This window comes from Bradyrhizobium sp. LM2.9, assembly GCF_054056555.1.
On the sequence record NZ_JBSRYJ010000002.1, the window covers coordinates 6,154,717 to 6,180,180 of the forward strand.

The window sequence follows — 25,464 nt, forward strand, 5'->3', positions numbered from 1 at the left end:
TTGCCTCGCCGATGGAGTGATCCAACACAGATAGAGTTGCGCCATGAGCGATATCCAGGCCCAGTTTTCCGTTCTGAAGCAGACCGCCGATGCGAAGGTGGTCGACGCGATTACGCGCCTCATCGAGGACGGCGAGGATCACGAGCTCAACCGCGTCAATGTCCTCGACTTCTCCAGGGAGCACAGCCTCGACGAAGAGCGCGTGATCTCGGCGTTCCTGCATTCGGCACGGCTCGGCCTGTTCGATCTCGGCTGGAACGTGCTGTGCCCGGGCTGCGGCGGCGTGCTGGGGGCGCATTCGACCCTGAAGGCGCTCAAGCCGGATGAGTATCACTGTGCGCTTTGCGCCTGCGGCTACAAGACCTCCGTCGACGATCAGGTCGAGGTCTCCTTCACCGTGAACTCGCGTGTCCGGCGCATTGCGGCGCATGATCCTGATACGCTTCCGGTGTGGGAGTATTTCAAGCAGGTGTTCTGGAGTTCGGGCGTCGACTTTAACAAGGAATCGTTCGCGACGCTCGCCAACGAGGTGACCTTGGATACAATGGAGCTCTCGTCCGGCGAGAAGGCGACCATGTCGCTGCAACTGCCGAACGACTTCATCATCATCTTCGAGCCGGTGACGCACGCAGCCCATTTCATCGACGTGCAGGGCGAGCCGACCAAGGACCGTCAGCAGTTCGCCATCATGTACAACAAGGTGCAGGCGCCGACGGGAACCACGACCCTGCGGCCGGGCCCGCTGCGGCTGTCGCTGGAGAATCAGGCCGGCGTGCGCGTGCTGCCGTCGGTGTTCATCGCGGCCGAGGCGCTCCATCACCTCATCGGCAAGCGCAAGCCGTTCCTGACTGCCAAGCGGATGCTGTCGAACCAGACCTTTCGCGATGTGTTCAAGGCGGACAATCTCAGTCTCGACCAGCGGCTCCAGATCACCTCGCTTACCTTCCTGTTCACGGATTTGAAGGGCTCGACCGCGCTCTACGAGCGCGTCGGCGATCTGGCCGCCTTCGATCTCGTGCGCGCGCATTTCCATGCGCTGCTCGAGATCATCTCCTCGGAGAGAGGCGCGGTGGTGAAAACCATCGGCGACGCCGTGATGGCGACCTTCGTCCGACCCGAGCATGCGATCGTCGCCGGCCTGCGGATGCGCGCAGCCATGGACGAGCTCAACAAGAAGCGCGGCACCGGCGACCTCATCGTCAAGATCGGCATCCATGAAGGCCCATGCCTTGCGGTGATGCTCAACGAGCGGCAGGATTATTTCGGCCAGACCGTCAACATCGCCGCCCGCGTGCAGAGCCTGTCGACCGCACAAGAGATTCACATCACGGGGCCCGTGCTGGATGCGCCCGCGGTTGCCGAGCTGCTCCAGCAGCGCGCGATCAAGCCGATCCAGAAACAGGCGGCCCTGCGCGGCATCGCCGACAAGATGGTGGTGTACGAGATACCGTGAGGGGCGGATCACGCTCACCAAAGTCTTGCAATGACGGAGGTGGAACAGATTGCCGAAACGTAATCAGCGTGCGTAACTGACGCACGTTGCGCCGGTTGAGTTTCCCACTCATATAAGGCTGATAGCGGCCGCGCTCCCGCGGCTTCATCGATTTCGGTAGGACCTTATGCTCGACGGCCTGCGCCAATTCATCGCCGACATTGTTGCTCCTCATGCCCAGGACCGCGCATTCGGTGACGGTGATTACCGGCTGGCGGCGACCGCGCTGCTGGTTCATGTGGTCTCGCTCGACGGTCAGCCGACGGCTGCCGAGCAGAGCAAGTTGCACAGCCTGATCGAAAGCCATTTCGGGCTCGATCGCGGCACTGCCGATCGTCTGATCGCGGATGCGACGGAGGTCGAGGGCGAGGCGGTCGACCTCTATCACTTCACCAGCGTCATGATGCGCTCGCTCGACGAAGAGGGCCGCAGGCGCATCGTCCAGATGATGTGGGAGCTGGTCTATGCCGATGGCCAGGTTACTGAATTTGAGGACAATGTCGTCTGGCGCGCCTCTGACCTGCTCGGGATTTCCCAGCGCGACCGGATCGACCTGAAGCACGCGGTCGCAGACCGCGCCGGCGGCCCGGTCAAGGACAACGCGGTCGGCGGGTGACCTGTGCCAACACCGCGAATTGGCGGTTGTACAGACCACATGACGAAACTTTAATGTAGCCTCTGGGCTGCCTGGGTTCCGGATTCCCCTGTAAATCCATGGTTTTCCTGCTTCCCCGTTTCCCGCTCAAGTGGCTATGCGGCGGGTGCCGCTTGCCTGTCGCGCACGGCCTATGCTCTCGTTCCAGCATTGCAGGCCAAAAAACTTCAATTCAAGAGACTTCGATCGTGACTGAGCGGGTAACGTTGATCACCGGTGCCTCGGCGGGCATCGGCACGGAGCTGGCGCGTGTGTTCGCCGCGAACGGACACCGTCTTGCGCTGACGGCGCGACGGGCGGACCGGCTGGAGGCACTCGCGAACGAGCTCGCGGCCAAGGGCGGCAAGAAGCCGATCGTGATCGTCTGCGATCTCGAGGACGCGGATGCCGGCGAGAAGATCGCCGCCGCACTCGCTGCCGAAGGCGTCGAGCTCGATCATCTCGTCAACAATGCCGGCTTCGGCGTATTCGGTGACGCAATCGAGCGCGACCGCGTCGAGCAGCTCGGCATCGTGGATGTCAATGTCCGCGCGCTGACGGATCTGTCGCTGCGCTTTGCCGATCAGCTCATCAGGAACAAGGGTGGTCTTCTCAATGTCGGATCGGTCGCCGGTTTTCTGCCCGGCCCCGGTATGGCCGTCTACTACGCGTCCAAGGCCTATGTGATTTCCTTCACCGAGGCCCTTCGGGTGGAGCTTGCACCGCACGGCGTTCGCGTCACCGTACTTTGCCCGGGGCCGGTGCCCACCGAATTCCAGGCGCGCGCCGGCGTCGGGTCGGGACATGACACGGCCCTTCTCAATGTTTCTGCCGCCGACGTTGCACAGCAGGCCTATCGCGGCCTGATGGCCAACAAACGGGCAGTGCTTCCCGGCCTGGGCATCAAGATTGTGCCGTTCGCGCTGCGTTTCTTCCCGCGCGGCTTCATCCTGTCCGCCACCAGCCGGTTCCAGAGGCAAAGGCAGTAAAGGGAGCTCCGAGTCCGTCGTGGCCCGGAGCTTGCTTCAATATCGGGCGTGTGTGCGCAAACTCACACGAAATTAACGATCGCTTAGTTATGCTGGCGGTCTGAACCGATAGCACTCGCAGAGACCATGTCGTTCCGGACGAACAGGTTTGGTGACGCAGAAGTGGTGCCCTTCCCCAGAAGGACGCCAAACGTCGCCGCCTCCGAAACCCGGTTGCCGGTTCTGATGATCCTGCATCAAGAGTCCTCGACGCCGGGCCGCGTCGGCAATGCGCTGCGCGCGCTCGGCCATCGCCTCGACATCCGTCGTCCCCGCTTCGGCGATCCCCTGCCCGAGACACTCGACCAGCACGCCGGCGCCGTGGTCTTCGGCGGCCCGATGAGCGCCAATGATCCCGACGACTACATTCGCCGCGAGATCGACTGGATCGAAATTCCGCTCCGCGAACAGCGGCCATTCCTTGGCATCTGCCTCGGCGCGCAAATGCTCGCGAAGCAGTTAGGGGCCCGCGTCGCGCCGCATGCGGATGCCCTGACCCAGATCGGCTATTACCCGATCCGCCCGACAGAAGCGGGACACCGGCTCTGCCCGAATTGGCCGGCGCGGGTCTATCATTGGCATCGCGAAGGCTTCGAGTTGCCGGTCGGCGCTGAATTGCTTGCGGAAGGCGATGATTTTCCGGTGCAGGCGTTTGGCGTCGGCAACGCGTTCGGCGTGCAGTTTCACCCTGACGTGACCTACGCGATGATGCATTGCTGGACCACGCGCGGCTATGACGGCCTCAGCGCGCCCGGCGCGCGGCAGCGGCATCACCATTTCGCGGACCGTGCCGTCTACGATGCCGCAGAACGCGCCTGGCTCGATCACTTCATCGACGGCTGGCTGACGCGCCGGCCGATGCTGGCGCAAGCCGCCGAGTGATCGCGCCTTCTCAGGTCCTTGGCGCAAGCCCTTGTCTCATCCCTTTATATGCTAGGCTTGCCGCCAACGAGCGCATGTGAAACTGCGCCGCAAACAAAGGGAGAGCGCCATGGCCTATGAACACATTCTCTATGAGGTCAGCGACAAGGTCGCGACTATCACGCTCAATCGCCCCGACCGCATGAATGCGTGGACGCCCATCATGGAACGCGACGTGCGCCATGCGATGGAAGCATCGAGCGCGGATGAAAATGTCCGCGTCATTGTGCTCACCGGCGCGGGCCGGGCCTTCTGCGCTGGTGCCGACATGGATGCGCTGAAGGGGCTTGACCCCAATGACGTCAGGCGAGCGTCGAACCTGCCGCCCTTCGACATGAACCGGCGGCCCGACTGGCAGACGCGCTATGGCTTCTATCCGTCGATCGGGAAGCCCGTGATCGCCATGCTCAACGGAGCGACCGCCGGCATCGGCCTCGTCCACGCGCTCTATTGCGACCTGCGCTTTGCCGCCGACAACACCGTGTTCACCACCGCCTTCGCGCGGCGCGGTCTGATTGCCGAGCATGGCATCAGCTGGATGCTGCCGCGCATCGTCGGTCATGCCAACGCGATGGATATGTTGCTCTCGGGCGAGGCGCGTGGGCAGCGACGAGGCATTGCGGATCGGTTTGGTGAACCGGCTCTGCCCGCCGGAAAAACTCCGCGAGGAGACGTATGCCTATGCACGCGATCTCGCCGATTTCGTCTCGCCGAGCGCGATGGCCGTGATCAAGCGGCAGCTCTACGAGGTGCCGTTCCAGACGCTGGCGGAGGCGACGATCGAGGCCAATCGGGAAATGATGGTCGCGCTGAACGGCAGCGATTTCAGGGAGGGTGTGGCGAGCTTTATGGAGAAGCGACCGCCGAGGTTTACGGGGAAGTAGGGGGATTATCTTTTTTGAGAGGTCCGCCGCCGCCCTTCGGGCTATGGCGGGACAGCCTTCGCTACGCGAGGGCTTGCCTAGCGGTAGCTCGCGAAGCGAGCGAAGGCTGGTGGAGCCAGGCGGGATCGAACCGCCGACCTCGTCATTGCGAACGACGCGCTCTCCCAGCTGAGCTATGGCCCCTTTGCTGGCCGCTCTGGTCAATGCGGCCGACAACCGGGCGCCATTTAAGTCCCCGCCAAGGTCAAGTCAAGGACGCGTGTAACCTGGTTTTAGCCATCCCGGCACCGACTTCCCTTGTTTGGGGCGGGGGGAACCGATATCTAGCAAAAGGCGTCAATCCCGACAGAAGCCAGAGTTTTCAAAAGCCATGCGTGCCGTTCTCGACATCGTCATCATCGTGCTCGACCTCTACGTCTGGCTGCTGATCGCGTCCGCGATCCTGTCCTGGCTGATCGCCTTCAACGTCGTGAACACCCGCAACCAATTCGTTTCGGCCGTGGCGGAGTTCCTGTATCGAATCACGGAGCCGGTCCTGGCGCCGATCCGCAATTTCCTGCCCAGCCTCGGCGGCCTCGACATCTCGCCGATCATCCTGATCCTGCTCATCATGTTCATCGAGCGGGTGATCCTGTACTACATCTACCCGAACGTGATCTAAGCAGGCTGGAGCGTCTCAGGTTGCCAAAGAACCTTGGTGTCAAGGAACCTTGGCGTTACGGAGCCGCAGGAATCAGCATCGCGCTGCGGGTGACGCCGCGCGGTGGCCGCGACGAGATCGACGGCATCGAGCAGCTGGCCGATGGCCGCAGCGTGCTCAAGGTGCGGGTGCGCGCCATCGCAGATGGCGGCGAGGCTAACAAGGCCGTTCTGGTGCTGCTGGCGAAATCGCTTGGCGTGCCCAAGGCCAGCGTAAAGCTCCTGTCGGGAGCGACCTCCCGGCTGAAGCAGATCGCGGTCGACGGCGATCCGGCGCGGCTCGGCGAAGCTCTGCGCCAGCTCGCATCAGCCAAATCGACAGACTGAGGAAAGAGGCATGACCGCCAAGATCATCGACGGAAAAGTCATCGCCGCAGAACTGCGTGCGCGCGTCGCGGACGAGGTCGCCCGCGTCAAGCGCGAGCACAATCTGGTGCCGGGCCTTGCTGTGGTCCTGGTCGGAAGCGATCCGGCGAGCGAGGTCTATGTCCGCTCGAAACACACCCAGACCCAGGCTGCCGGCATGGCGTCGTTCGAGCACAAGCTGGCGGCCGACGTCTCGCAAGCAGATCTCCTGGCGCTGGTCGCAAAACTCAACCGCGATCCCGCCGTGCACGGCATTCTGGTGCAACTGCCGCTGCCCAAGGGCCTCAACACCGAGACCGTCGTCAATGCCATCGATCCCGCCAAGGATGTCGATGGGCTGCATCCGAACAATGCCGGCCGCCTCGCCGGCGGTTTCGAGGCGCTGTCGCCCTGCACGCCACTCGGCTGCATTATTTTGACCAAGAGCGTGCATGCCTCGCTCGAAGGCATGAACGCCATCGTCATCGGCCGCTCCAACCTCGTCGGCCGCCCACTGGTGCAGCTGTTGCTGAACGAGAACGCCACGGTGACCATCGCACATTCGCGCTCGCGCGACCTGCCCGGGCTCGTGAAGCGCGCCGACCTCGTCTACGCCGCGGTCGGAAAGGCCGAGATGGTGCGCGGCGAGTGGCTGAAGCCGGGCGCGACCGTAATCGACGTCGGCATCAACCGGATCCCGAAGGACGACGGCAAGACGCGTCTCGTCGGCGATGTTGCCTACCAGGAAGCGCTCGCAGTGGCTGGCGCCGTTACGCCGGTGCCGGGCGGCGTCGGTCAGATGACGGTCGCGTGCCTGCTGGTGAATACGCTGCGCGCCGCCTGCGCGATCGCGGGTCTGCCGAAGCCGGTGGTGTAACTCGACGCAGCGCCGCGTGCAACGATGCGCTACTGCGCCGGGACACGAAAGCTCAGGCCTTCTTCTTCTCGCGATCAATGCCTTCGAGGATCAGCTTGTGCGCATCCTCGGGGCCGCCCCAACGCAGGATCTTCACCCACTTGCCGGGTTCGAGATCCTTGTAGTGCTCGAAGAAGTGCTGGATCTGCTGGAGCGTAATGTCCGGCAGGTCGGAATACGACTTCACCTTGTCGTAGCGCTGCGTCAGCTTCGAGGACGGCACCGCCAAAATCTTCTCGTCGCCGCCCCGGCTTCGTCTTCCATGAACAGCACGCCGACCGGGCGCACGCTCATGACCGCGCCGGGGATGATGGCGCGGGTGTTGATGATCAGGACGTCGCAGGGGTCGCCGTCATCGGACAGCGTGTGCGGGATGAAGCCGTAGTTACCGGGGTAACGCATCGGCGTGTAGAGGAAGCGGTCGACCACCAGCGTGCCGGCTTCCTTGTCCATCTCGTATTTGATCGGCTCACCACCCACAGGGACTTCGATGATGACGTTGACGTCCTGTGGTACGTTTTTCCCGATCGAGACCGCATCGATACGCATTCAAGGCTCCGTTGTTGCCGAGGTTAAATCGCACCCGGCAGCGATTTTGGCGCTGTCATACGCGGGCTTGCCCCGCTGATCCATCGCGTTTTTATGAAATAATGAATCCAGCGATCACCGGCTCAAGAGGCAGCGGTATCGACGGAAGGGAAGCGCTGCCGGCGGCACTTCAGCAGCTCAATTGGTCCAAGCGAAGGCAAACCTTGTCGAGCGACTTCGGCCCGAAACGTTCCGAGGAGCGCGCCACCATGCGGCCGCCCAAGGCACGGTAGAACTCGGTGGCCGGATCGTTGTCCGAGAGTGCCCACACCACCATGCTCTTCAGGCCGCTCTGCATCAGGTCGCGGCGGGCCGCGGTGAACAGGCGGCGGCCGAAGCCCAGGCCTTGGAATTCGGGACGCAGATAGAGCTCATAGACCTCGCCGTCGAAATGCAGGCTGCGGGCGCGGTTGCGACCGTAATTGGCATAGCCCGCGATCTTGTCGCCGAACACCAGCACGCTGACGCGGCTGCCCTTGCGGATCGCGCTGTCCCACCATTGCGGACCGCGGCGGTTGATCAGCTTTTCCAGCTCGGCGCCGGGAATGATGCCCTGATAGGCGGAGCGCCAGGCTTCGTCATGGGTGGACGCCACCGCGGTTGCATCTGCGGCTTTGGCCGGCCGGACCTCGATCAGGGTTGTGCTCATGGACGCAATCAAACCAAGTCGCCGCGCCAACGGCAAGACCTATCGTTAATTATGGGTTAACCTGTGGACTTTCTGCATCAGTATTTTCACCATGTTGTACCGAAAAAAGACAAGGCGCCGATTCGAATGGCACCGGAGTGCCGTGCGTCGGTGCAAAACTGCTTTGCGGCAACGAATGAACGGCAATGGCAACGCAGAAAGTCTGCCGATATTGATTCGTTCCTATTAGTGTGACGGTCGCTGTTCTCGCCTCCGGCAATTCATGCGGCTCCTCAACACCCTCGTGCTTCTGCCTCTCCTGGCCCTGCTGACTGCGCCGCCTCTGTGCGCCCAGGTCACGTTTGGCTCGTCCGGAGCGGAGGGTGATCCATTTCGCCGGCAGCAATGGCGCGTGCCATCGCCGGATACCGACATCGCCGCGCATGCTCTGCTGTTTCGCCCGCCAGGTGCCGGCCCGTTCCGGCTTGCGGTGATCGCGCATGCCTCGACGCAAAATGGCTTGCGGCGCGCGCCAAATGCCACAGCCGGAATATCGCGCGCTCACCGCATTCCTCATCGCGCGCGGCTTCGCCGTGCTGGTGCCGGAAAGGCTCGGCCATGGCGCGACCGGCGGCCGCTATGTCGAGGACCAGGGTGGCTGTGACGAGGCGGACTATGCGCGCTCGGGCCGCGCAACGGCCGACGAAATCTCACTCGCGCTGGAGGATTTGCGAAAGCAGGATTTTATCCGCGAGGACGCCGCGATCGTGATCGGCCATTCCGCCGGCGGTTGGGGCGCGTTGGCGTTCGCGAATGCCGATCCGAAAGCGATCTCCGCCATCATCGCCTTTGCGCCGGGACGCGGCGGCCATGCCAATGACGAGCCGAACCGGATCTGCGCGCCGCAGACGCTTCTCGCGGCAGCGGCTGAATTCGGCAAGGCCGCGCGCATCCCCGTCACGTGGCTCGTTGCCACCAATGACAGCTATTTTGCACCGGCATTCTCGAAAATGTTGGTCGACGCATTTCGCGGCAGCGGCGGCAAGGTCGATTTCCGCACCCTGCCGGCCGCCAGCGGCGAGGGGCACTGGACGATCGAAACCGAGGCCGGCGTCAAAGCCGCGAGTGCCGAACTCGATCGCGCACTGAAGCCGGTGGCTGGCAAAAAGCCATGACGCTGTATTTCCTGGTCGCGCTCCTGACGCTGGATAAGCGCTGATGCCAAAATGGCCTGATGACGACGTGATCCTGTTCGACGGCGTCTGCATCTTCTGTTCGCGCTGGGTGCGGTTCGTCGCGCAGCGGGACACGGCGAAGCGGTTTCGCTTCACGCCGATCCAGTCGGACTATGGCGCCCGGCTCGCGCGCACGTTCGGCATCGATCCGGATGATCCGGATACAAATGCTGTTATCCATGGCGGCGACGTCTTCATGAAGTCGGACGCCGCGCTGACGGTGCTGTCGAACTTGCCGGGATGGAATTGGACGCGCGCGTTGTTCGCCGTGCCCAAGCCGTTGCGAAACGCTGTGTACAGCCTCATCGCACGCAACCGCTATCGCATCTTCGGCAAGTATGACGCGTGCTTTGTGCCGGACGCGGATTTACGGGCACGGGTGATCGAATGACGGAGTTTGCTGTTACCGCTTGTTTGAAGCCGCCAGCACTTCCTGCGCCGCGCGCTCCCCTGAGTCCCTCGCCCCGTGCGCCGTCGTGAAGAAGTTCGGCGACGTCGCTTCTCCCGCAAAGAACAACCGCCCGTCTACCGGCGCGGCCAGCACGGCGCGGTCGCCGGCGTGGCCCGGCAGCGCGTGCGAATATGAGCCTCTCGCGAAGGGATCGTGGGCCCAGCGGGACTCGTAGAGCGGCTTCAGCTTTTGCCTGATGTCGTTGCCGAGAAAACCCGCGATCTCGTCGATGCTTTGCGCGGCGATAGCGCCTTCGCCGGCGTCTTCCAGCTCGCGGGCAAAGCTGCCGCCGAAAAAGCCTTCGATGCAGGGCTGGCCGAACGGGCGGATGTGGTAGGTGCCCATGGCGGTACGCATGGTGGCGCCGCGCAAATTACCTTCTTTCGGGAAGGCTTCGGCGTCCTCGAGCGCAAGCGTCACCTTGTCGTCGACGCCGAGCGGCAGGCCGGCTGCGGCATCGACCTTGGCGCGCAAGGCAGGTGAGAACCGGATTGCTTCGTCGGCGATGAGGTTGGTCGGCACGGTGACGATCACCTTGTCCGTGGCCAGCGCGCCCTGTGAAGTTTCGATGCGGATGCGCTGGCCGGAATGATCGATCAGCGTGACGTTGCAGTTCAGCGCCACCGGGCAAGGCGCGCCATAGGCCGCGATCAGGGTCCCATATCCGGCCCGCACGCGCCAATTGAAGTAGGTGTCCTCATAGGCTTCCATGTCCAGGAGCGAGACCTGATCGAGCTCGCACCCGTTCACATAGGTCGAGACCGCGTCGATCATGGGATTCCAGCGGTTGCCGGGTTCGAGATAGCGGGAGGCGGGAGCATCCTCGCCTGCTTCCGCAGCCTCGGAGGCGCGATCGTAGAACTGATCGATCGCGCGCACGAAATCCTGGCGCAGAATTTCCGGAAACGCGTCGCCAAAGGCGCGATCGCTCCAGGGCGGCAGGTCGTTATTGAGTTCGAAATTGAGCTGCCGAGCGATCGGAACGAAGGAGTTCTTGTCCGCCGAATGCAGCCAGCCGCAGCCGACGTCGAAGGTGACTTCGGGCGAGGCCTGTACGGTCCAGGCGCGGCCGCCGAGCCTGTTACGCGCCTCCAGCACGATCACGGAAAGGCCTGAGCCTGCCAGCGCATGCGCCGCGCCGAGGCCGGCGGCGCCCGCGCCGATGATCGCGACGTCGACTGAGGAGGGAAGGGACATAGCGGTCAATTTCATCGTCATGCCCGGGCTCGTCCCGGGCATCCACGTCATTGACACCAGTATCGAAGACGTCAATGGCCGGGACAAGCCCGGCCATTGATGCATTCGTCGTGTGTCTGAGTGGCTCTTACGCCACCGCTTCCTTGGACTTTTCCGCGCGCTTGCGTTCGTTGGCGTCGAGGTGCCGCTTGCGCAGACGGATCGACTTCGGCGTGATCTCGACCAGCTCGTCGTCCTCGATATAGGCCAGCGCCTTTTCCAGGGTCATCCGGATCGGCGGCGTCAGGCGCACCGCTTCGTCCTTCGAGGTGGTTCGGATGTTGGTGAGCTGCTTGCCCTTGAGAATGTTGATCTCGAGGTCGTTCTCGCGGGTATGCTCGCCGACGATCATGCCCTTGTAGACCTTCCAGCCTGGCTCGATCATCATCGGACCACGATCTTCCAGCTTGAACATGGCATAAGCCACCGCTTCGCCCTGATCGTTGGAGATCAGGACGCCGTTGCGGCGGCCCTGGATCTCGCCCTTGTAGGGCGCGTAGCCGTGGAACAGACGGTTCATGATCGCGGTGCCGCGCGTGTCGGTGAGCAGTTCGCCCTGATAGCCGATCAGGCCGCGGGTCGGCGCGTAGAACACCAGCCGGAGGCGGTTGCCGCCGGACGGCTTCATCTCGACCAGCTCGGACTTGCGCTCGCTCATCTTCTGCACGACGACGCCGGAATGCTCCTCGTCGACGTCGATCACGACTTCCTCGATCGGCTCCAGGGTGGCGCCGGTGGCCTCGTCCTTCTGCAGCACGACGCGCGGACGCGACACCGAAAGCTCGAAGCCTTCGCGGCGCATGGTCTCGATCAGGATCGCGAGCTGCAATTCGCCGCGGCCCGAGACTTCCATCGCGTCCTTGTCGGAGGCTTCGACGACCCGCAGCGCGACGTTGCCTTCGGACTCGCGCAGCAGGCGGTCGCGGATCATGCGGCTGGTCACCTTGTCGCCTTCGGTGCCGGCGAGCGGCGAGTTGTTGACGATGAAGGACATCGACACGGTCGGCGGGTCGATCGGCTGCGCCACGAGCGGGGTCTCGACCGACGGATCGCAGAAGGTGTCGGCGACAGTGCCCTTGGTCAGGCCGGCGATCGCGACGATGTCGCCTGCCATCGGCTTCTTCGAGCGGGGTGCGCTCGATGCCGCGGAAGGCGAGGATCTTGGTGATGCGGCCCTGCTCGATCATCTTGCCGTCGGCGCCCAGCACCTTCACGGCCTGGTTCGGCTTGATCGAGCCTGAGGTGATGCGGCCGGTGATGATGCGGCCGAGATAGGGGTTGGCTTCGAGAATGGTGCCGATCATGCGGAACGGGCCTTCCTCGACGGTCGGCGGCGCGACATGGCGCACGATCAGGTCGAACAGCGGCTGCATGCCGGCTTCGTGCGACCCATCCGGACTCTCGGCCATCCAGCCTTGCTTGGCCGACCCGTAGAGGATGGGGAAGTCGAGCTGTTCCTCGCTGGCGTCGAGCGCCGCGAACAGGTCGAACACCTCGTTGATGACTTCGGTCGCCCGCGCGTCGGGACGGTCAACCTTGTTGATGACGACGATCGGCTTCAGACCGACCTTGAGCGCCTTGGAGACCACGAACTTGGTCTGCGGCAGCGGGCCTTCGGCGGCGTCCACCAGCACCAGCGCGCCGTCCACCATGTTGAGGATGCGCTCGACCTCACCGCCGAAATCGGCGTGGCCGGGAGTGTCGACGATGTTGATGCGCGTGTCCTTCCACTGCACCGAGGCCGCCTTCGCCAGAATGGTGATGCCGCGCTCGCGCTCCAGATCGTTGGAGTCCATGGCGCGCTCGGTCACCTTCTGGTTCTCGCGGTAGGTACCGGACTGCTGGAGGAGACGGTCGACGAGCGTTGTCTTGCCGTGATCGACGTGGGCGATGATAGCGATGTTGCGAAGGTTCATGAGTGAGCTTCTTTGCGGTCGGACAATGGGTTAAGCGCGATCTCGCCGGTCAGACCGGGACCTGTTCTCGAAACAACGCTGAAAGTCTGGAAACGGGGCGCTTTCCGCCCAAAAAGGAAACCCGGTCTCTGCGACCGGGTACCCTATGCGTTGCGGCGCAATATATGCAGAAACCGCCAAAAAACAATGTGTTCTTTGGCTGTTGGTTGATTGAATTTTGTCCGGGAATCCCCGGGGGTTATGGGGCAGGCTGGGAGAGAACTCTTCGATCGCCAGCCGTGCCCGGACGTTACCGGCTGCTTGGTGAAAGGCGACTTTGACCAGTCCGCAGCTTCTCCGACATTGCGAACCTCGACTCGGGCCAACCGGATGGCGGTTAGGTCCAGGGTTCCGGGATGCCCGCCCGCGCGGTGCGACCGGAATCATCGTGAACCACGATCCATAGGCATACGCCGATGTATGCTTGACAAATCCATAGGCAGCGCCCTATGGATAATGATGAGCCAAACACAGGCGACTGAGCTCTTTCGAGTTTTGTCCGATCCTACCAGACGGGGCCTGTTCGAGCGGCTTTCGCGAGAGGGAGACCTGACCGTGAGCGCCCTAACCGCTGGCGCCCACGTCTCGCAGCCTTCGGTATCGGAACATCTCAAAGCCTTGCGCTCGGCCGGATTGGTCACTGACGAGCGTCATGGTCGGCAGGTGTTCTATCGCGCCCAGCCCGATGGTCTCGCGCCTCTTATGGATTGGCTTGGGCACTACGAAGGTTTCTGGCGCGAGCGCTTCAATCAAATGGAAAATTTACTGAGGGAGATGGATCAGTGACCGAAGCTGTCGCCCTGCGCTCATTGATTGTTGAGCGCACGCTGCCTTACCAACCCGACAAGGTGTGGCGTGTACTGACGCGGCCAGCTCTCATTGACCGATGGTTGATGAAGAACGACTTCGAGCTTCGCGTCGGCCACCATTTTAATTTTCGCGCTCAGCCCATGTACGGATGGAATGGTGTCACGGACTGCGAAGTTCTGGAAATCGTTCCGAACGAGCGGCTGGTCTACAGTTGGAACGCCTCCGGCGAACAGGCCAAAGGCGGCCTCAAAACCATCGTGACCTGGACATTGACAGCAGTCGGCGGCGGCACAGCCGTTCGGATGGAGCAATCTGGCTTCCGGCCGGAAGACGAAGGCGGCTATCGCGCTATGGGCGGCGGTTGGCCAGGCATGCTGGCCAAAATGGAAGAGGTTGGATCCGACTTTTAGCAAACTGCTCGCGGGTATTATCTGATCGTATTTCAGTTCTTTCCGCTCAACAGTTCTGGCATGGGTTCGCGGTCTTATTGAGCCAGGCTTCGGCGTGCGTATCAGCGTTTGGACCTCATGCCGAGTTGAGGTTCGCCCTCCTCGGTCGGATAGACCCCGCGCAGCACCTCCTCGAAGTGCATCTTCACGGCCTCGTTGCACATGCAGGCGCGCAGGCGGAGGCCCTCGCGGTTGCGGACCAGGATCGATCCGCGCCGTGTGTCGAGCACGCCTTCCGCCTTGAACGACTGGAGCACGCGGCTGGCGTAGCTGCGGCCGACGCCGAGCAGCGTCGCGAGTTGTTCGTGCGTCAGCGGCACGCTGCTCGCGTCGCCGGTCCGCTCCATCGCCGCCAGCATCCATTTGGCGGTGCGCTGCTCGATCGAGTGAATGGCGTTGCAGGCGGTGGACTGGAAGATCTGCGCCAGCATGCAATCGGCGTAGCGAGCGAAGACATGGCGCAACGACGGCGAGCGCTGCTTGGCGGCCTCCAGCTTGCTGACATGAATTCGCGCAAACGGCCCGCCGAATTTCACGCAGATCCGGGTATAGGCCGGCAGATAGCCCTCGCTGACGATGCCGCCGACCGCGCCTTCGCGGCCGACCAGAATGGTCTCGACATCGCGGCCGTCCTCATTGGGAACCACAAAGGTCGCAAGCGCCGGCCCGCATGGAAAATGGACCACTTGGACGTCGTCGCCGGGGTTGTAGAGCAGTTCATTCGCCGTGGCGTTTTCGACCATGACGTGTGGTGCAAGCAGGGCGAAATCGGCCTGGCTCAAGCGCCGCAGCAGATTGTTGGTCGGCCGGCTGTCGATCTCGGTGGCGTTGCTGGTGCGCGCGTCCATCTTAAACTCCCATCCGCCTCCACATTAGCGAGTTCCGGCCAGGTCCTGTGTGCACAAGTGGACAGACCTAACAACTGCGATGTGGTGGGTTTCGTTCCTGGAACCCTCCGGCGCGCTGGGCGCAGGCGTCGTGACGCGGCTGTCCTGATCAGAGAAACCTCATGCTCCAAGTTGTGGCGATGGCACCCGCTCTTTCCGATGGTTCAGATTGTCCTGCCGATGTGCTGATCGTCGAGGACGATCCGATCATCGCAATCGACTTCGAGGATCGCCTGCTCGGATTTGGCGTGAAGAGCGTGCGCACGGTGGGATCGGTGGCGCAGGCGCTGGCCGCGATCGCGGCGCGCGCTCCAGATTTTGCGCTGCTCGACGTCGAGCTGAGCCGCGAGAAGAGCTTTGCGGTCGCCGAGCGGCTGGCGGCCCTGCAAATTCCCTTCGTCTTTGTCACCGGTTACGACGCCGAAGCACGGATCGCGCCCGATTTCGTCAAGCGGCCGCGTCTGCAAAAGCCATGCTCGAGCGAGGCGCTGGAGATCGCGCTGCGGTCGCGTGGCGCCTGAAGCCGGTCAAGCCGGCTTAGGATCAAGCGTGGTGGACCACAGTGCGACGTCGGCGCGGTCGCGCAAGGTCACCGTCATCTGGCCGGACCCGCCCTCGATCTTGACGTGACCGAAGAATTGCATGCCGGCGGACGGCGGCAGGTTCTGGTCGTCCTTGCCCGGCGCCTTGACGAAGCGCACCTCCGGCCCAAAGGTGTTATCGAGTTCGTTCGGGCCGAACGTGCCCGCATGCAGCGGCCCCGAGACGAATTCCCAGAACGGATCGAACTCCTGGAATTGCGCCTTGTTCGGATCGTAATAATGCGCGGCGGCGTAGTGCACGTCCGCGGTCAGCCACACGGTGTTCTTGATCGGCGCCATCTTGATGAAGCGCAGGATGTCGGCGATCTCGAATTCGCGGCCGCGCACCGGGCCGTCACCCTGCGCAAACGCCTCGGAGCCGCCCTTCGGCGTGTCTGACACGACGAGGCTGAGCGGCATGTCAGAGGCGATCACCTTCCAGGTCGCGCGCGAATTTAGGAGGCCGCGCTTGAGCCAGGCCATCTGGTCCGGGCCGAGGAAGTAGCTGGCCGGGCCGTAAGCGGTCTCGAGATTGGGGCCGTTCGGGCCGCGATAGCCGCGTTCGTCGAGCACAAACAATTCGAGATGCGGGCCGTAGGAGATCTGGCGATAGACCCGGCCGGGCTCGACGATGCTCTCGCGCATCGGATACATCTCGTGGAAGGCGCGGCCTGCGCGCGCCGCGAGCAGCGTGACGTCGCGCTCCTTGTAGGTCGCTGGCAGCTCCTTCGACAGCGACCAATTGTTGGTCACCTCATGGTCGTCCCACTGCACGAAGATCGGCACTTCGGCGTTGAAGGCGCGAACGTTGTCGTCGGTGAAATTGTATTTGTGCGCGGCGCGGTACTCGTCCAGCGTCTCGGCGACCTTGGCCTTCTCGGGGATCGTAACGTTCTTCCAGATCTTGCCGTCGGCGAGCTTTACCGTCGGACTGGATAGGACCGTCGGCATAGATGGTATCGCCGGAGTGCAGAAAGAAATCCGGACGGTGCTTGCGCATCGCCGAGAAGGTGAACATGCCGCCGTCGTCGGGATTGATGCCCCAGCCTTGTCCTGCGACGTCGCCGCCCCAGACGAAGCTGACGTCGCGGCGGTCGGCGGGCGCGGTGCGGAAGCGGCCGGTCACCGGCTCGCTCTCCACCGCGGTGTGCGAAAGGTCGCGGAAGCGGACGCGATAAAAGATGTCCTGCCCGCCCGGCAGGTTTTCGATCAGCATCTTTGCGGTGAAGTCGCTCTCGGGCAGCGCCGCGATCGGCGGCAGCGCGCGGGCATCCCTGAACGACTCCGTCGTCGCCACCTCGACCAGCATCTGCGAGGGACGGTCGGCGCGCGCCCAGACCACGCCACCGTCGACGGTGACGTCGCCAGACTGCACGCCATGGGTCACAGCCGGCCGGTCGGCCGCGCGGGAAAGATGCGGCATTGCAACCGCGCCAAGCGCGCCGGCACTGGTCGTGAGGAAACGGCGGCGTGAAAATTTGATGTTCATGGGACGGTCTCGATATCGCGTGACGCGACCGCCCAAGGCGGCCGCTACGGTGAAGTCCGACGCTATATCGAGACAATGTGACGCAGCGATTACGCGCTGCCGGCGGCCCTGAACTGCGCGCCCGCACGTTGCAGGTTCTGCGGCAGGCTGAACAGCACAGCCTTACGATCGGCGACGGCCGCATGGAACTGGTCGAGCGCGATGTTGAAGGCGGTGAGCGCGGCTTCTTCGACCGCGCCGTGATCGAAGCAGCGCAGCGTATTGCGCAGGATGTCGTCGGCCTCGGTCTGCATCTGGTCGAGGTCTTCGGTCGTCTCGCTCTTGCGTGCCGCCGCGATCATGTCGAGCAGGCGTTCACGCTGATGGTTGTTGTTGTCGCGCTCGTCCTTCTTCAAATAGCCCGCAAACCAGGCGCCGATCGAGCCCATGGCCGAGAGCGCCATCAGGGTCCACCAGATGTAATCGCTGTATTTGTCGAGGAAGGTCTTTTCCTCGCCGTCGACGAAGGCGGCCGCGCCGGGATGCACCGGGATCACCGCATCCTTGTCGGTGTCGGGCGTTTCGATCTTCGCCGCCAGCGGGAATTCAGTCACCAGTTGCTGGCGCACGGCAAAAAGCTGGCGCGTGAACGCGGCGATGTTGGTTTCGGATACGCCTTTGCGCGCCACGATGTGGTGCGAAAAGCTGATCGTCTTGACCTCGTCGTCGGGGCGAACGGGTGAGCCGCCATAGGTGCCGGCCGGAATCTCCGAGGCTTCATAAACCGGATGGTTCTGCGCGATCGCATCCGCGGAATCGATCGCGAGGAAGACCGGCGTGCCGCCTTCCCTGGCAGTGGCGGCGATCGCGTCCGACGTAATCTTGCTGTTGACAGGGCCGGCCGCGAGATAGGCATCGGCCTTCTGGGCCTTGATCGCCTCGGCGGCTTCGTTGGCGGGGAACTGTATGACCTCGACCTTGGCAGGATCGACGCCGTATTGCTGGAGGATCACCTTGAGCAGATTGACGTTAGCCTGGGTGCGGCCGATCACCCCGACCCGACGGCCGGCGAGCTGCGCGATCTTGGTGATCTTCGCGCCCTTCTTCTTGCCCTTGCCGGGCACGGTCCACAGCACCACGACGTTCTTGCGCAGGGTCGCGACCGCTTGCGCGTTCTTCGGCACGTCGACGTCGCCGCGCACGATGGCGAGATCAACCTTGCTTTCCGCGAGCGCCTCGGCGCTGGCTGTGGCGCCGTCGGTCTGGATCGGCCGAAGCCGCACCTGACTCTTGTTCTGAGTGAAGGCCTGCGTCAGCGCCTGCACGACCTTGAGGTCATCGCTGTTGGCGGGACCGACCGCGATCTTCAGCGTCACCGGCCGCATCGCGAAATAATAGCCGCCGGCAAGCGCGCCCACGATCGCAAGCACGAGTGCCAGAGATACGAGCGCCGTCTTCCGCGCCGCTGATCGCGGCGAAGGCGGGGTGGGCGCTTCAGCCAGGTCCAATCCCCCGGTCATCGATCTCCCGAACAGTCGCTTGAGGTTCAGTTTCATCTTGGCCGGCGATTTACACCCGCAAGTGTAGCAAATTTCCTGTCCGGCGGGTTACATCTCCGTCATGGTTAGCGGACGGCACAAATCCCGTATGAACCCGGGGCGCCAGCACGGTGTTAGGGTAAAGTTCCCCTGAAGGACGGAGGCGACGATGGCAGAACGGCTCGAGGCGGAGGCGCGCAGGCAGGCGCTGGGCGGACTCCCTGGCTGGACCGTGGTTCAAGGACGCGACGCGATCGGGAAGACCTTTGTCTTCAAGGATTTCAACGAGGCGTTCGGCTTTATGGCCCGCGTCGCGCTGGTCGCCGAAAAGATGGACCACCACCCCGAATGGCGCAACGTCTACAAGACGGTGGAGGTGGTGCTGGCGACCCATGATGCCGGCGGCGTCACCGCGCTCGACATCGAGCTTGCCAAGGCGATGAACGCCATCGCCAGGCTGACACCAGGCTGACATCTTGCGAGGCGCTGCCGCGTCCCCATCTTGTGATCAGCACGCGATGCGGCGATCTGCCGCTCTGACGCCGCCCTTGGCTGAAGTGGAGTTTGTCGACCATGGCTGCCGAGCACAGCGTTGGTTTCGAGCCGGCCGACCGGCTCGCGGAAGATCGCGAGAGCGTGCGCCGCCGTTTCTGGCGCAAGCTGAAGCGTGTCGCCGCGCAACTGCCTTTCGCAGAGGATCTGCTCGCCGCCTATTACTGCGCCTTCGACCGGCAGACGCCGCGCCATATCCAGGCGTCGCTGCTCGGGGCGATCGCCTATTTCATCCTGCCGTTCGACTTCGTTCCCGACGTGATGCCGATCCTCGGCTTCACCGATGACGCCGCCGTGCTCGCCACCGCGATCCGCATGGTCGCCAGCCACATCACGAACGAGCATCGCGAAGCCGCCCGCGCCGCACTGAAGCGCGGGGTGGAGGGCGGTCTAGGAGCGGTGTCGTAGCGTTCGCCACACGAGCGACGACCTCGCGCTGCCGCCGCTCGCATTCTCACGGATGCAAGATCACCTTGCCCATGGCCTGACGTCCCGCGAGCACCTTCAGCGCGTCGGCGGTCTGTGCCAGCGGGAAGACGCGGTCGACATGCGAGGAGATCTTTCCTTCCGCCGTCCACTTCACGAGCTTCTCGAGATTGGCGCGGTTCTTTTCCGGGTTGAGGCGCGTCCATGCGCCCCAGAACACACCGCGGATGTCGCAGCCCTTCAGCAGTGCGAGGTTCAGTGGCATCTTCGGAATGTCGCCGGCTGCGAAGCCGATCACCAGGAAGCGGCCTTCCCAGGCGATCGAGCGCAGCGCCTGTTCGGCATAGGTGCCACCAACCGGATCGAAGATGATGTCGACGCCCTTGCCGCCGGTGAGTTTTCGCAGGCCCTCCTTCAAATCTTCCTTGCCGTAGTTCAGCGTCAGCTCGGCGCCATGCGCTTTCGCGAATTCGAGCTTCTCGTCCGACGAGGCGCAGGCGATCACCTTCAGGCCCATCAGCTTGCCGAGCTCGCAGGCGGCAAGGCCCGTGCCCCCGGCGGCGCCCAGCACCGCGAGCGTCTCGCCCGGCTTCGGGCTCGCGCGATCTTCCAGCGCATGCAGCGCGGTGCCGTAGGTGATGATGATGCCAGCCGCGCGGTCATAGTCGAGATTGTCGGGAATCTTCACGATCGATGCCGCCGGCAGCGCGATCTTTTCGCGCGCGCCGTTGTGGCCGCAGGAGGCCACGACGCGGTCGCCGACCTTCACGTCGGTCACGCCGGGACCGACGCTCTCGATCACGCCCGCGACTTCGGCGGCCGGCGAGAACGGGAACGGCGGCTTGATCTGGTACTTGCCCTGGATCATCAGGATGTCGAAGAAGTTCAGCGCCGCCGCCTTGATCGCGATCACGGCTTCGCCGGGACCTGCCACCGGATCCGGCACGTCGGCCAGAACGAGATCGTCGGGCTGGCAATATTGCGAGCAGAGGATGGCTTTCATGGCGGCACCTTGGGCGTTTCGAGTGGAATTATAGTTTGCCCGTTTCTGCCGGATTTAGGCACGGGCGACAATCCGGTTTCTTTGTAGAAACTGCGCGCCGGCCTATCCTCCAGTCATTGCGAGCAATCCAGGCTATTTCCGCGGTACGGTTTCTGGATGGCTTGCCTTCGCTCGCAACGACGAAATAACAAGGATTCAAACGATGTTTGAAACGAGCCTGCTTAGGGACAAGCGCATCCTCGTCACCGGTGGTGGCTCGGGTCTCGGCGCGGCGATGGGGCGCCGCTTCCTTGCGCTCGGTGCGGAGCTCGTGATCTGCGGTCGCAAGCTCGATCGGCTGGAAGCGACGGCGAGCGAGATGCGCGAAGAGACCGGCGGCAAGATCACCATCGTGGCCTGCGATATCCGCGACGGCGCCGCCGTCGAGAGCATGATGGACGCCATCTGGCGCGAGGCGCCGCTCGATATTCTCGTCAACAATGCCGCTGCGACCTTCATCGCGCAGAGTGAGCATCTGTCGTTCCGTGCAGCGGATGCGATCCTCGCGCCGACGCTGCATGGCGCGATGTATTGCACGCTTGCCGCCGGCAAGCGCTGGATCGAGGGCAAGCATGGCGGCGTCGTGCTCTCGATCCTCTCGACCTCGACTATCACCGGCCGCGCCTTCACCGTGCCGTCGGCGATGGCGAAGTCGGCGGTGCTGGCGATGACCAAGAGTCTTGCGGTCGAGTGGGGCCCGAAGGGCATTCGCACCGTCGCGATCGCGCCGGGACCGTTCCCGACCGCTGGTGCCTCAGGGCAGCTTCGTCCCGAGGGCCGCGACGAAGGGTGGGCCGCGCGCAACCCGATGGGGCGCGCCGGCGAGCACAGCGAGCTTGCCGACCTCGCCAGCTTTCTGGTCTCCGATCGTGCCGGCTACATCAACGGCGAGATGGTGGTGATCGACGGTGGCGCGCATTTGCGCAGCTCCGGCGCCGAGGATTTGTTGCGCTGGACCGATGCGCAATGGACAGAGCAGCGTGCGGCGCGATCCAGGGCCTAGTCACCGCAACCTTCCCTAACTGCCTTCCCAAATTGGACTTTTCCGGCTATCCCTGCCGCGGGGACAACGCGCGGCCGGGCCATCTTCCAGTCACAATATTGAGGGAACCACTCCAGCATGTGGCGGGTGCTGATTTTAGCTCTAATGACTGGCGTGGCAGCCGGTGGAATCACCAATTCCGCGCGGGCGCAGACGGCGCAACCGGCGCCCAAAACTGCACCGAAGGAGGCCGCGCCGAAATCGGCTGCGCCGGCGGCCCATACGACCGGAAAGACGGCTGCAAAGCCCGAGAGCAAGCCGATGGCCGCTCCCGCGGCGGTTGCGGGCGGCGCCGAGCCAACCCTGATCGGCCAGTTCGGCACCTGGGGCGCCTATTCGGCCGCGCCCAACGGCAAAAAGGTCTGCTTCGCGCTGGCCAAGCCGTCGTCGTCGAAGACCAACCCGCCGAATCGGCCGCGCGATCCAGCCTATGCCTTCGTCTCCACCCGCCCGGCGGAGAAGGTCAACAACGAAGTCTCGGTCATGATCGGCTACGCGCTGAAGCCGGGCTCCGAATCCTCGGTCGAAGTCGGCGGCGGCGCTTTCGCCATGTACTCGCAGGGCGACGGTCTCTGGATCAAGAACGCGGCCGAGGAAGAGCGGATGGTCGAGGCCATGCGCAAATCCGCCGATCTCGTGGTCAAGGGCGTCTCAGCCAAGGGAACCGAGACAACCGACACCTTCTCGCTGAAGGGCCTTGCGCAGGCGCTTGACCGGATTTCGCAGGATTGCAGGCGTTAAGGCTGCGGCCGGTATCACGGTCGCAATCGGCAGTTCCGGTTGCTATATAGGGGCTATTCCCAAGGTACAGCCGTCATGGCCGGGCTTGTCCCGGCCATCCACGCGCTGGCTACGGGCGGATAAAGAACGTGGATGCCCGGGACAAGCCCGGCCATGACGAGACAGCAGCAATCTCAGGCAACCGATGACCGAGCCGCACAACGCAACACTGGTGGAGAAGACTCCGCTCGAAACCTATGTGCCGCCGGCGAAGCCTTCGCTCGTCGGTCTGTCGCGCGCCGAGCTCGCCGATTGCCTCGGCGAGATCGGCGTCGCGCCCGCGCAGCGCAAGATGCGCGTGCAGCAGCTGTGGCATTGGCTCTATTTCCGCGGCGCCCGGAGCTTCGACGATATGACGTCGATCTCGAAGGGCATTCGGACCGATCTCGCTGCGCGCTTTACCGTCGACCGGCCCGAAGTCGTGGCGGAGCAGGTCTCCAACGACGGCACCCGCAAATGGCTGCTTCGGCTGCCGAGCGGCGACAATGTCGAGCGGGCGCATGAAGTCGAGTGCGTCTACATCCCCGAGACCGATCGCGGCACGCTGTGTGTGTCCTCCCAGGTCGGCTGCACGCTGAATTGTTCCTTCTGCCACACCGGCACGCAGCGGCTGGTGCGCAATCTCACCGCCGGCGAGATCGTGGGACAGGTGATGGTCGCGCGGGATCGTCTGAATGACTGGGCCGATCGCGAGGACGGCACGCGTCGTGTCACCAACATCGTGATGATGGGCATGGGCGAGCCGCTCTACAATTTCGAGGCGGTGCGCGATGCGCTGCTCATCGTCGGCGACAATGAAGGCATCGGCATCTCCCGCCGCCGCATCACGCTGTCGACCTCGGGCGTGGTGCCGAACATCGTGCGTGCCGGTGACGAGATCGGCGTGATGCTCGCGATCTCGCTGCATGCGGTGCGTGACGAGCTGCGCAACGAGCTCGTGCCGCTCAATCGCAAATATCCGATCGCCGAGCTGCTGCAAGCCTGCCGCGATTATCCCGGCGCGTCCAACGCGCGCCGCATCACCTTCGAATATGTGATGCTCAAGGGCGTCAACGATTCGCTCGACGATGCGAAGCTGCTGGTGAAATTGCTCAAGGGCGTTCACGCCAAGATCAATCTGATCCCGTTCAATCCCTGGCCCGGCACGGCCTATGAATGTTCGGATTGGGACCAGATCGAAAAATTCTCCGAATACATCTTCAACGCCGGCTATTCCTCGCCGGTGCGCACTCCGCGCGGCCGCGATATTCTCGCCGCTTGCGGCCAGCTCAAGTCGGAAACTGAAAAGCTCTCGGTGCGCGAACGCCAGACGCTGCGCGCCATGGCGATGACGGATTGACCTGATCATGCTCGCGCTCTCGCCTCCTCGTCATTGCGAGCGAAGCGAAGCAATCCAGAATGTCACCGCGGAAGCAGTCTGGATTGCTTCGTCGCACCAGCGCAAAATTGCTTCGCAATTTTGTCGCGGGCTCCTCGCAATGACGGTGGATTTGGCGTCATGTCCCTGATCGGCCGCCTCATCGTCATTTTCATCGGCTTCCTCGCCGCCTGTTTCGTCGGCGGGATGATCGTCGTCGTCGCGCTGCTGTTTCCGGAATTTGCCGATCTTGGCGCCGGCCCCGTCGATCAGGGCGCGATCGACATCCTGCTCGGCTTCGGCTTCATCTTCGTCTCGGGCTTTGCGCTGGTGCCGGCGGCGGTGATCGTCGCGATCACCGAAGCGCTCTACATCCGCAGCGCGCTTGCCTACGCCGCCGGCGGTGGCATCGTCGGGCTCGCCTGCTATCTCGGTCTGATCCCCTTTCACCCCGATACGTTGCAGTTCGAGGGCGTGGTGCGGCGGCATCTGGAGATCATGACCGGTGCCGGTATTGTCGCCGGAATCGTCTATTGGCTGATCGCCGGCCGCAACGCCGGTGCCTGGCGTAATCCGCCGCCCCCGCGCACGCCGCCTCCGCCGCTGCCGGCGAATTCAAGGCCGGATTCGCGGTGACTTTCCTGGCTTCCCCCCGGGGTTTCCATCCCCGCCCCACTCCGCTAAACCGCGCGCCATGAACCGGACCGGACTCTTCATCGCCCTGGCGCTGTGGCTCGTGATCGGCGTCGTTTTCGGCCTCTATCCCGAGCTCGATCTCAAGCTCGCCGCGCTGTTTTTCGACCCTGACACCAAGACGTTTCCGCTCAAGCTGAACGGCTGGGCCGGCTTCGCGCGCGATGCCGCGATGTGGGTCTCCTGGGCGTTCGTGCTGCCTCCGTTGATCGCGCTTGTGGTCAAGATGGTCCGTCCCGACCGCCCGCTGATGGTATCGGGGCGCGCGATCGTCTTCCTGCTGGTCACGATCATCCTGTCGGCCGGCATCCTGACCAATCTCACCTTCAAGACCTATTGGGGTCGGCCGCGCCCGGTGGTGGTGACGCAGTTTGCCGGCGACCAGCAATTCGTGCCGTGGTGGGATCCGCGCGGCGGCTGCGCGCGCAACTGCTCGTTCTTCTCGGGCGAGGGCGCGACCGCGTTCTGGACGCTGGCGCCGGCAGCACTGGCGCCGCCGGCGTGGCGGCCGCTCGCTTATGCCGGAGCGGTGGTGTTCGGCCTCGTGACCAGCGGGCTGCGGATGGCCTTCGGCGGCCACTTCTTCACCGATGTCTCGATCGCCGGCCTCGTGACCTTCGTCGTGATCTGGTTTGCCTTCGCGCTGATCTACCGCTGGCCGCGGACCCGGTTCTCGGACGCGGCGGTCGATGCCACCCTGACCCGGCTGAACTGGCCCGCCTACAGGCTTCGTCAGCGCCTGTTCGGCCGCAAGACGGGCGCCGAGCCCTCAGTTTGAGCCATTAAATGGGTGCCGAGACCCGCGAAATTTGATAATCGCGCGGTCA

The 25,464-nt window shown here is 63.6% G+C and carries 22 protein-coding genes, 1 tRNA gene and 6 pseudogenes; 20 read left to right on the top strand and 9 right to left on the bottom strand.

The window, feature by feature from the left end:
- Positions 1–43: 43 nt before the first annotated feature.
- The 5 genes and pseudogenes from ACVWW3_RS31695 (at position 44) to ACVWW3_RS31715 (ending at position 4,959) form a co-directional block, all read left to right on the top strand.
- A complete protein-coding gene (locus ACVWW3_RS31695) occupies positions 44–1,453 on the top strand; it encodes a DUF5939 domain-containing protein (RefSeq protein ID WP_456647575.1) in 1,410 nt (469 codons plus the stop codon).
- A gap of 166 nt (positions 1,454–1,619) precedes the next feature.
- Complete coding sequence (locus tag ACVWW3_RS31700; protein WP_247352439.1) at positions 1,620–2,108, top strand: tellurite resistance TerB family protein; 489 nt, start codon at positions 1,620–1,622, stop codon at positions 2,106–2,108.
- A 227-nt stretch (positions 2,109–2,335) separates the two neighbouring features.
- Complete coding sequence (locus ACVWW3_RS31705) at positions 2,336–3,115, top strand: SDR family NAD(P)-dependent oxidoreductase (protein ID WP_456647574.1); 780 nt, start codon at positions 2,336–2,338, stop codon at positions 3,113–3,115.
- Positions 3,116–3,241: 126 nt separating this feature from the next.
- Positions 3,242–4,036 carry a glutamine amidotransferase gene (locus tag ACVWW3_RS31710; protein ID WP_456647573.1) on the top strand — a complete coding sequence of 265 codons (795 nt, stop codon included), beginning with the start codon at positions 3,242–3,244 and terminating at the stop codon, positions 4,034–4,036.
- A 109-nt stretch (positions 4,037–4,145) separates the two neighbouring features.
- A pseudogene (locus ACVWW3_RS31715) lies at positions 4,146–4,959 on the top strand (enoyl-CoA hydratase).
- Positions 4,960–5,066: 107 nt separating this feature from the next.
- On the opposite strand, the gene ACVWW3_RS31720 reads toward ACVWW3_RS31715, so the two are convergent.
- A tRNA-Ala gene (locus ACVWW3_RS31720) sits at positions 5,067–5,142 on the bottom strand.
- 187 nt (positions 5,143–5,329) lie between these two features.
- Here ACVWW3_RS31720 and ACVWW3_RS31725 point away from each other — a divergent pair.
- From ACVWW3_RS31725 to ACVWW3_RS31735, 3 genes are read left to right on the top strand one after another with little or no spacing between them, the layout of a single operon-like run.
- Positions 5,330–5,620, top strand: a complete 291-nt coding sequence (locus tag ACVWW3_RS31725) for a YggT family protein (RefSeq protein ID WP_007598721.1) — start codon at positions 5,330–5,332, stop codon at positions 5,618–5,620.
- Between the two features lie 20 nt (positions 5,621–5,640).
- On the top strand, positions 5,641–5,985 hold the full coding sequence (locus ACVWW3_RS31730) for a DUF167 domain-containing protein (protein ID WP_456647572.1): 345 nt from the start codon (positions 5,641–5,643) through the stop codon (positions 5,983–5,985).
- A gap of 10 nt (positions 5,986–5,995) precedes the next feature.
- Positions 5,996–6,880: a bifunctional methylenetetrahydrofolate dehydrogenase/methenyltetrahydrofolate cyclohydrolase gene (locus ACVWW3_RS31735; protein ID WP_456647571.1), complete on the top strand. Its 885-nt coding sequence runs from the start codon at positions 5,996–5,998 to the stop codon at positions 6,878–6,880.
- A gap of 52 nt (positions 6,881–6,932) precedes the next feature.
- Here the strand turns inward: ACVWW3_RS31735 and ppa are convergent.
- Together ppa and ACVWW3_RS31745 are read right to left on the bottom strand one after the other, a co-directional pair.
- Positions 6,933–7,468 (bottom strand): annotated as a pseudogene (gene ppa / locus ACVWW3_RS31740) (inorganic diphosphatase).
- A gap of 177 nt (positions 7,469–7,645) precedes the next feature.
- Positions 7,646–8,156 (bottom strand): annotated as a pseudogene (locus ACVWW3_RS31745) (N-acetyltransferase family protein).
- A gap of 262 nt (positions 8,157–8,418) precedes the next feature.
- On the opposite strand from ACVWW3_RS31745, the pseudogene ACVWW3_RS31750 reads away from it, so the two are divergent.
- Together ACVWW3_RS31750 and ACVWW3_RS31755 are read left to right on the top strand one after the other, a co-directional pair.
- Positions 8,419–9,310 (top strand): annotated as a pseudogene (locus ACVWW3_RS31750) (alpha/beta hydrolase family protein).
- A gap of 43 nt (positions 9,311–9,353) precedes the next feature.
- Positions 9,354–9,761, top strand: a complete 408-nt coding sequence (locus ACVWW3_RS31755) for a thiol-disulfide oxidoreductase DCC family protein (protein ID WP_247444148.1) — start codon at positions 9,354–9,356, stop codon at positions 9,759–9,761.
- A 12-nt stretch (positions 9,762–9,773) separates the two neighbouring features.
- Here the strand turns inward: ACVWW3_RS31755 and ACVWW3_RS31760 are convergent, their stop codons facing one another.
- Together ACVWW3_RS31760 and typA are read right to left on the bottom strand one after the other, a co-directional pair.
- The gene (locus ACVWW3_RS31760) at positions 9,774–11,018 is read right to left on the bottom strand and encodes a flavin monoamine oxidase family protein (RefSeq protein ID WP_456649710.1); all 1,245 of its coding nucleotides are present in this window, start codon (positions 11,016–11,018) and stop codon (positions 9,774–9,776) included.
- 127 nt (positions 11,019–11,145) lie between these two features.
- Positions 11,146–12,973: pseudogene (gene typA, locus ACVWW3_RS31765) on the bottom strand (translational GTPase TypA).
- A gap of 498 nt (positions 12,974–13,471) precedes the next feature.
- Between typA and ACVWW3_RS31770 the strand changes: the two are divergent.
- Both ACVWW3_RS31770 and ACVWW3_RS31775 read left to right on the top strand, forming a co-directional pair.
- Positions 13,472–13,798 carry an ArsR/SmtB family transcription factor gene (locus ACVWW3_RS31770; RefSeq protein WP_354106559.1) on the top strand — a complete coding sequence of 109 codons (327 nt, stop codon included), beginning with the start codon at positions 13,472–13,474 and terminating at the stop codon, positions 13,796–13,798.
- Positions 13,795–14,232 carry an SRPBCC family protein gene (locus tag ACVWW3_RS31775; protein WP_354048420.1) on the top strand — a complete coding sequence of 146 codons (438 nt, stop codon included), beginning with the start codon at positions 13,795–13,797 and terminating at the stop codon, positions 14,230–14,232. The genes ACVWW3_RS31770 and ACVWW3_RS31775 overlap by 4 nt, the downstream gene beginning before the upstream one ends.
- 101 nt (positions 14,233–14,333) lie before the next feature.
- Here the strand turns inward: ACVWW3_RS31775 and ACVWW3_RS31780 are convergent, their stop codons facing one another.
- Positions 14,334–15,119, bottom strand: coding sequence for a Crp/Fnr family transcriptional regulator (locus ACVWW3_RS31780; RefSeq protein ID WP_247352415.1), 786 nt, complete (start codon positions 15,117–15,119; stop codon positions 14,334–14,336).
- Between the two features lie 161 nt (positions 15,120–15,280).
- On the opposite strand from ACVWW3_RS31780, the gene ACVWW3_RS31785 reads away from it, so the two are divergent.
- Positions 15,281–15,679 (top strand): response regulator, encoded by a 399-nt coding sequence (locus tag ACVWW3_RS31785; RefSeq protein WP_247444144.1) that lies wholly within the window; start codon positions 15,281–15,283, stop codon positions 15,677–15,679.
- A 6-nt stretch (positions 15,680–15,685) separates the two neighbouring features.
- Here the strand turns inward: ACVWW3_RS31785 and ACVWW3_RS31790 are convergent.
- Both ACVWW3_RS31790 and ACVWW3_RS31795 read right to left on the bottom strand, forming a co-directional pair.
- Positions 15,686–17,228 (bottom strand): annotated as a pseudogene (locus tag ACVWW3_RS31790) (alkaline phosphatase D family protein).
- An 89-nt stretch (positions 17,229–17,317) separates the two neighbouring features.
- Positions 17,318–18,763 (bottom strand): TAXI family TRAP transporter solute-binding subunit, encoded by a 1,446-nt coding sequence (locus ACVWW3_RS31795; protein WP_247444142.1) that lies wholly within the window; start codon positions 18,761–18,763, stop codon positions 17,318–17,320.
- A 151-nt stretch (positions 18,764–18,914) separates the two neighbouring features.
- Here ACVWW3_RS31795 and ACVWW3_RS31800 point away from each other — a divergent pair, with 151 nt between their 5' ends.
- Together ACVWW3_RS31800 and ACVWW3_RS31805 are read left to right on the top strand one after the other, a co-directional pair.
- Positions 18,915–19,217: a 4a-hydroxytetrahydrobiopterin dehydratase gene (locus tag ACVWW3_RS31800; protein ID WP_456647569.1), complete on the top strand. Its 303-nt coding sequence runs from the start codon at positions 18,915–18,917 to the stop codon at positions 19,215–19,217.
- Between the two features lie 101 nt (positions 19,218–19,318).
- On the top strand, positions 19,319–19,705 hold the full coding sequence (locus ACVWW3_RS31805) for a YkvA family protein (protein WP_456647568.1): 387 nt from the start codon (positions 19,319–19,321) through the stop codon (positions 19,703–19,705).
- Positions 19,706–19,751: 46 nt separating this feature from the next.
- Here ACVWW3_RS31805 and ACVWW3_RS31810 read toward each other — a convergent pair whose 3' ends face one another.
- Positions 19,752–20,726 carry an NADPH:quinone oxidoreductase family protein gene (locus ACVWW3_RS31810; RefSeq protein WP_456647567.1) on the bottom strand — a complete coding sequence of 325 codons (975 nt, stop codon included), beginning with the start codon at positions 20,724–20,726 and terminating at the stop codon, positions 19,752–19,754.
- A 202-nt stretch (positions 20,727–20,928) separates the two neighbouring features.
- On the opposite strand from ACVWW3_RS31810, the gene ACVWW3_RS31815 reads away from it, so the two are divergent.
- From ACVWW3_RS31815 to ACVWW3_RS31835, 5 genes are all read left to right on the top strand, one after another.
- Positions 20,929–21,768: an SDR family oxidoreductase gene (locus ACVWW3_RS31815; protein ID WP_247444137.1), complete on the top strand. Its 840-nt coding sequence runs from the start codon at positions 20,929–20,931 to the stop codon at positions 21,766–21,768.
- A 117-nt stretch (positions 21,769–21,885) separates the two neighbouring features.
- On the top strand, positions 21,886–22,548 hold the full coding sequence (locus ACVWW3_RS31820) for an invasion associated locus B family protein (protein ID WP_247444135.1): 663 nt from the start codon (positions 21,886–21,888) through the stop codon (positions 22,546–22,548).
- Positions 22,549–22,732: 184 nt separating this feature from the next.
- Positions 22,733–23,926 carry a 23S rRNA (adenine(2503)-C(2))-methyltransferase RlmN gene (rlmN, locus tag ACVWW3_RS31825; RefSeq protein ID WP_456647566.1) on the top strand — a complete coding sequence of 398 codons (1,194 nt, stop codon included), beginning with the start codon at positions 22,733–22,735 and terminating at the stop codon, positions 23,924–23,926.
- 159 nt (positions 23,927–24,085) lie between these two features.
- Complete coding sequence (locus ACVWW3_RS31830; protein WP_456647565.1) at positions 24,086–24,580, top strand: hypothetical protein; 495 nt, start codon at positions 24,086–24,088, stop codon at positions 24,578–24,580.
- Positions 24,581–24,638: 58 nt separating this feature from the next.
- Complete coding sequence (locus ACVWW3_RS31835; protein ID WP_456647564.1) at positions 24,639–25,415, top strand: phosphatase PAP2 family protein; 777 nt, start codon at positions 24,639–24,641, stop codon at positions 25,413–25,415.
- The last annotated feature ends 49 nt before the right edge of the window (positions 25,416–25,464 follow it).

What these genes read in the sequence shown, in the direction of transcription:
- ACVWW3_RS31695 (WP_456647575.1), top strand. Translation starts at nt 44, where the DNA reads ATGAGCGATATCCAGGCCCAGTTTTCCGTTCTGAAGCAGACCGCCGAT.
- ACVWW3_RS31700 (WP_247352439.1), top strand. Translation starts at nt 1,620, where the DNA reads ATGCTCGACGGCCTGCGCCAATTCATCGCCGACATTGTTGCTCCTCAT.
- ACVWW3_RS31710 (WP_456647573.1), top strand. Translation starts at nt 3,242, where the DNA reads ATGTCGTTCCGGACGAACAGGTTTGGTGACGCAGAAGTGGTGCCCTTC.
- ACVWW3_RS31725 (WP_007598721.1), top strand. Translation starts at nt 5,330, where the DNA reads ATGCGTGCCGTTCTCGACATCGTCATCATCGTGCTCGACCTCTACGTC.
- ACVWW3_RS31735 (WP_456647571.1), top strand. Translation starts at nt 5,996, where the DNA reads ATGACCGCCAAGATCATCGACGGAAAAGTCATCGCCGCAGAACTGCGT.
- ACVWW3_RS31755 (WP_247444148.1), top strand. Translation starts at nt 9,354, where the DNA reads ATGCCAAAATGGCCTGATGACGACGTGATCCTGTTCGACGGCGTCTGC.
- ACVWW3_RS31760 (WP_456649710.1), bottom strand. Translation starts at nt 11,018, where the DNA reads ATGTCCCTTCCCTCCTCAGTCGACGTCGCGATCATCGGCGCGGGCGCC.
- ACVWW3_RS31770 (WP_354106559.1), top strand. Translation starts at nt 13,472, where the DNA reads ATGAGCCAAACACAGGCGACTGAGCTCTTTCGAGTTTTGTCCGATCCT.
- ACVWW3_RS31780 (WP_247352415.1), bottom strand. Translation starts at nt 15,119, where the DNA reads ATGGACGCGCGCACCAGCAACGCCACCGAGATCGACAGCCGGCCGACC.
- ACVWW3_RS31785 (WP_247444144.1), top strand. Translation starts at nt 15,281, where the DNA reads ATGCTCCAAGTTGTGGCGATGGCACCCGCTCTTTCCGATGGTTCAGAT.
- ACVWW3_RS31795 (WP_247444142.1), bottom strand. Translation starts at nt 18,763, where the DNA reads ATGAAACTGAACCTCAAGCGACTGTTCGGGAGATCGATGACCGGGGGA.
- ACVWW3_RS31800 (WP_456647569.1), top strand. Translation starts at nt 18,915, where the DNA reads ATGGCAGAACGGCTCGAGGCGGAGGCGCGCAGGCAGGCGCTGGGCGGA.
- ACVWW3_RS31805 (WP_456647568.1), top strand. Translation starts at nt 19,319, where the DNA reads ATGGCTGCCGAGCACAGCGTTGGTTTCGAGCCGGCCGACCGGCTCGCG.
- ACVWW3_RS31810 (WP_456647567.1), bottom strand. Translation starts at nt 20,726, where the DNA reads ATGAAAGCCATCCTCTGCTCGCAATATTGCCAGCCCGACGATCTCGTT.
- ACVWW3_RS31815 (WP_247444137.1), top strand. Translation starts at nt 20,929, where the DNA reads ATGTTTGAAACGAGCCTGCTTAGGGACAAGCGCATCCTCGTCACCGGT.
- ACVWW3_RS31820 (WP_247444135.1), top strand. Translation starts at nt 21,886, where the DNA reads ATGTGGCGGGTGCTGATTTTAGCTCTAATGACTGGCGTGGCAGCCGGT.
- rlmN (WP_456647566.1), top strand. Translation starts at nt 22,733, where the DNA reads ATGACCGAGCCGCACAACGCAACACTGGTGGAGAAGACTCCGCTCGAA.
- ACVWW3_RS31830 (WP_456647565.1), top strand. Translation starts at nt 24,086, where the DNA reads ATGTCCCTGATCGGCCGCCTCATCGTCATTTTCATCGGCTTCCTCGCC.
- ACVWW3_RS31835 (WP_456647564.1), top strand. Translation starts at nt 24,639, where the DNA reads ATGAACCGGACCGGACTCTTCATCGCCCTGGCGCTGTGGCTCGTGATC.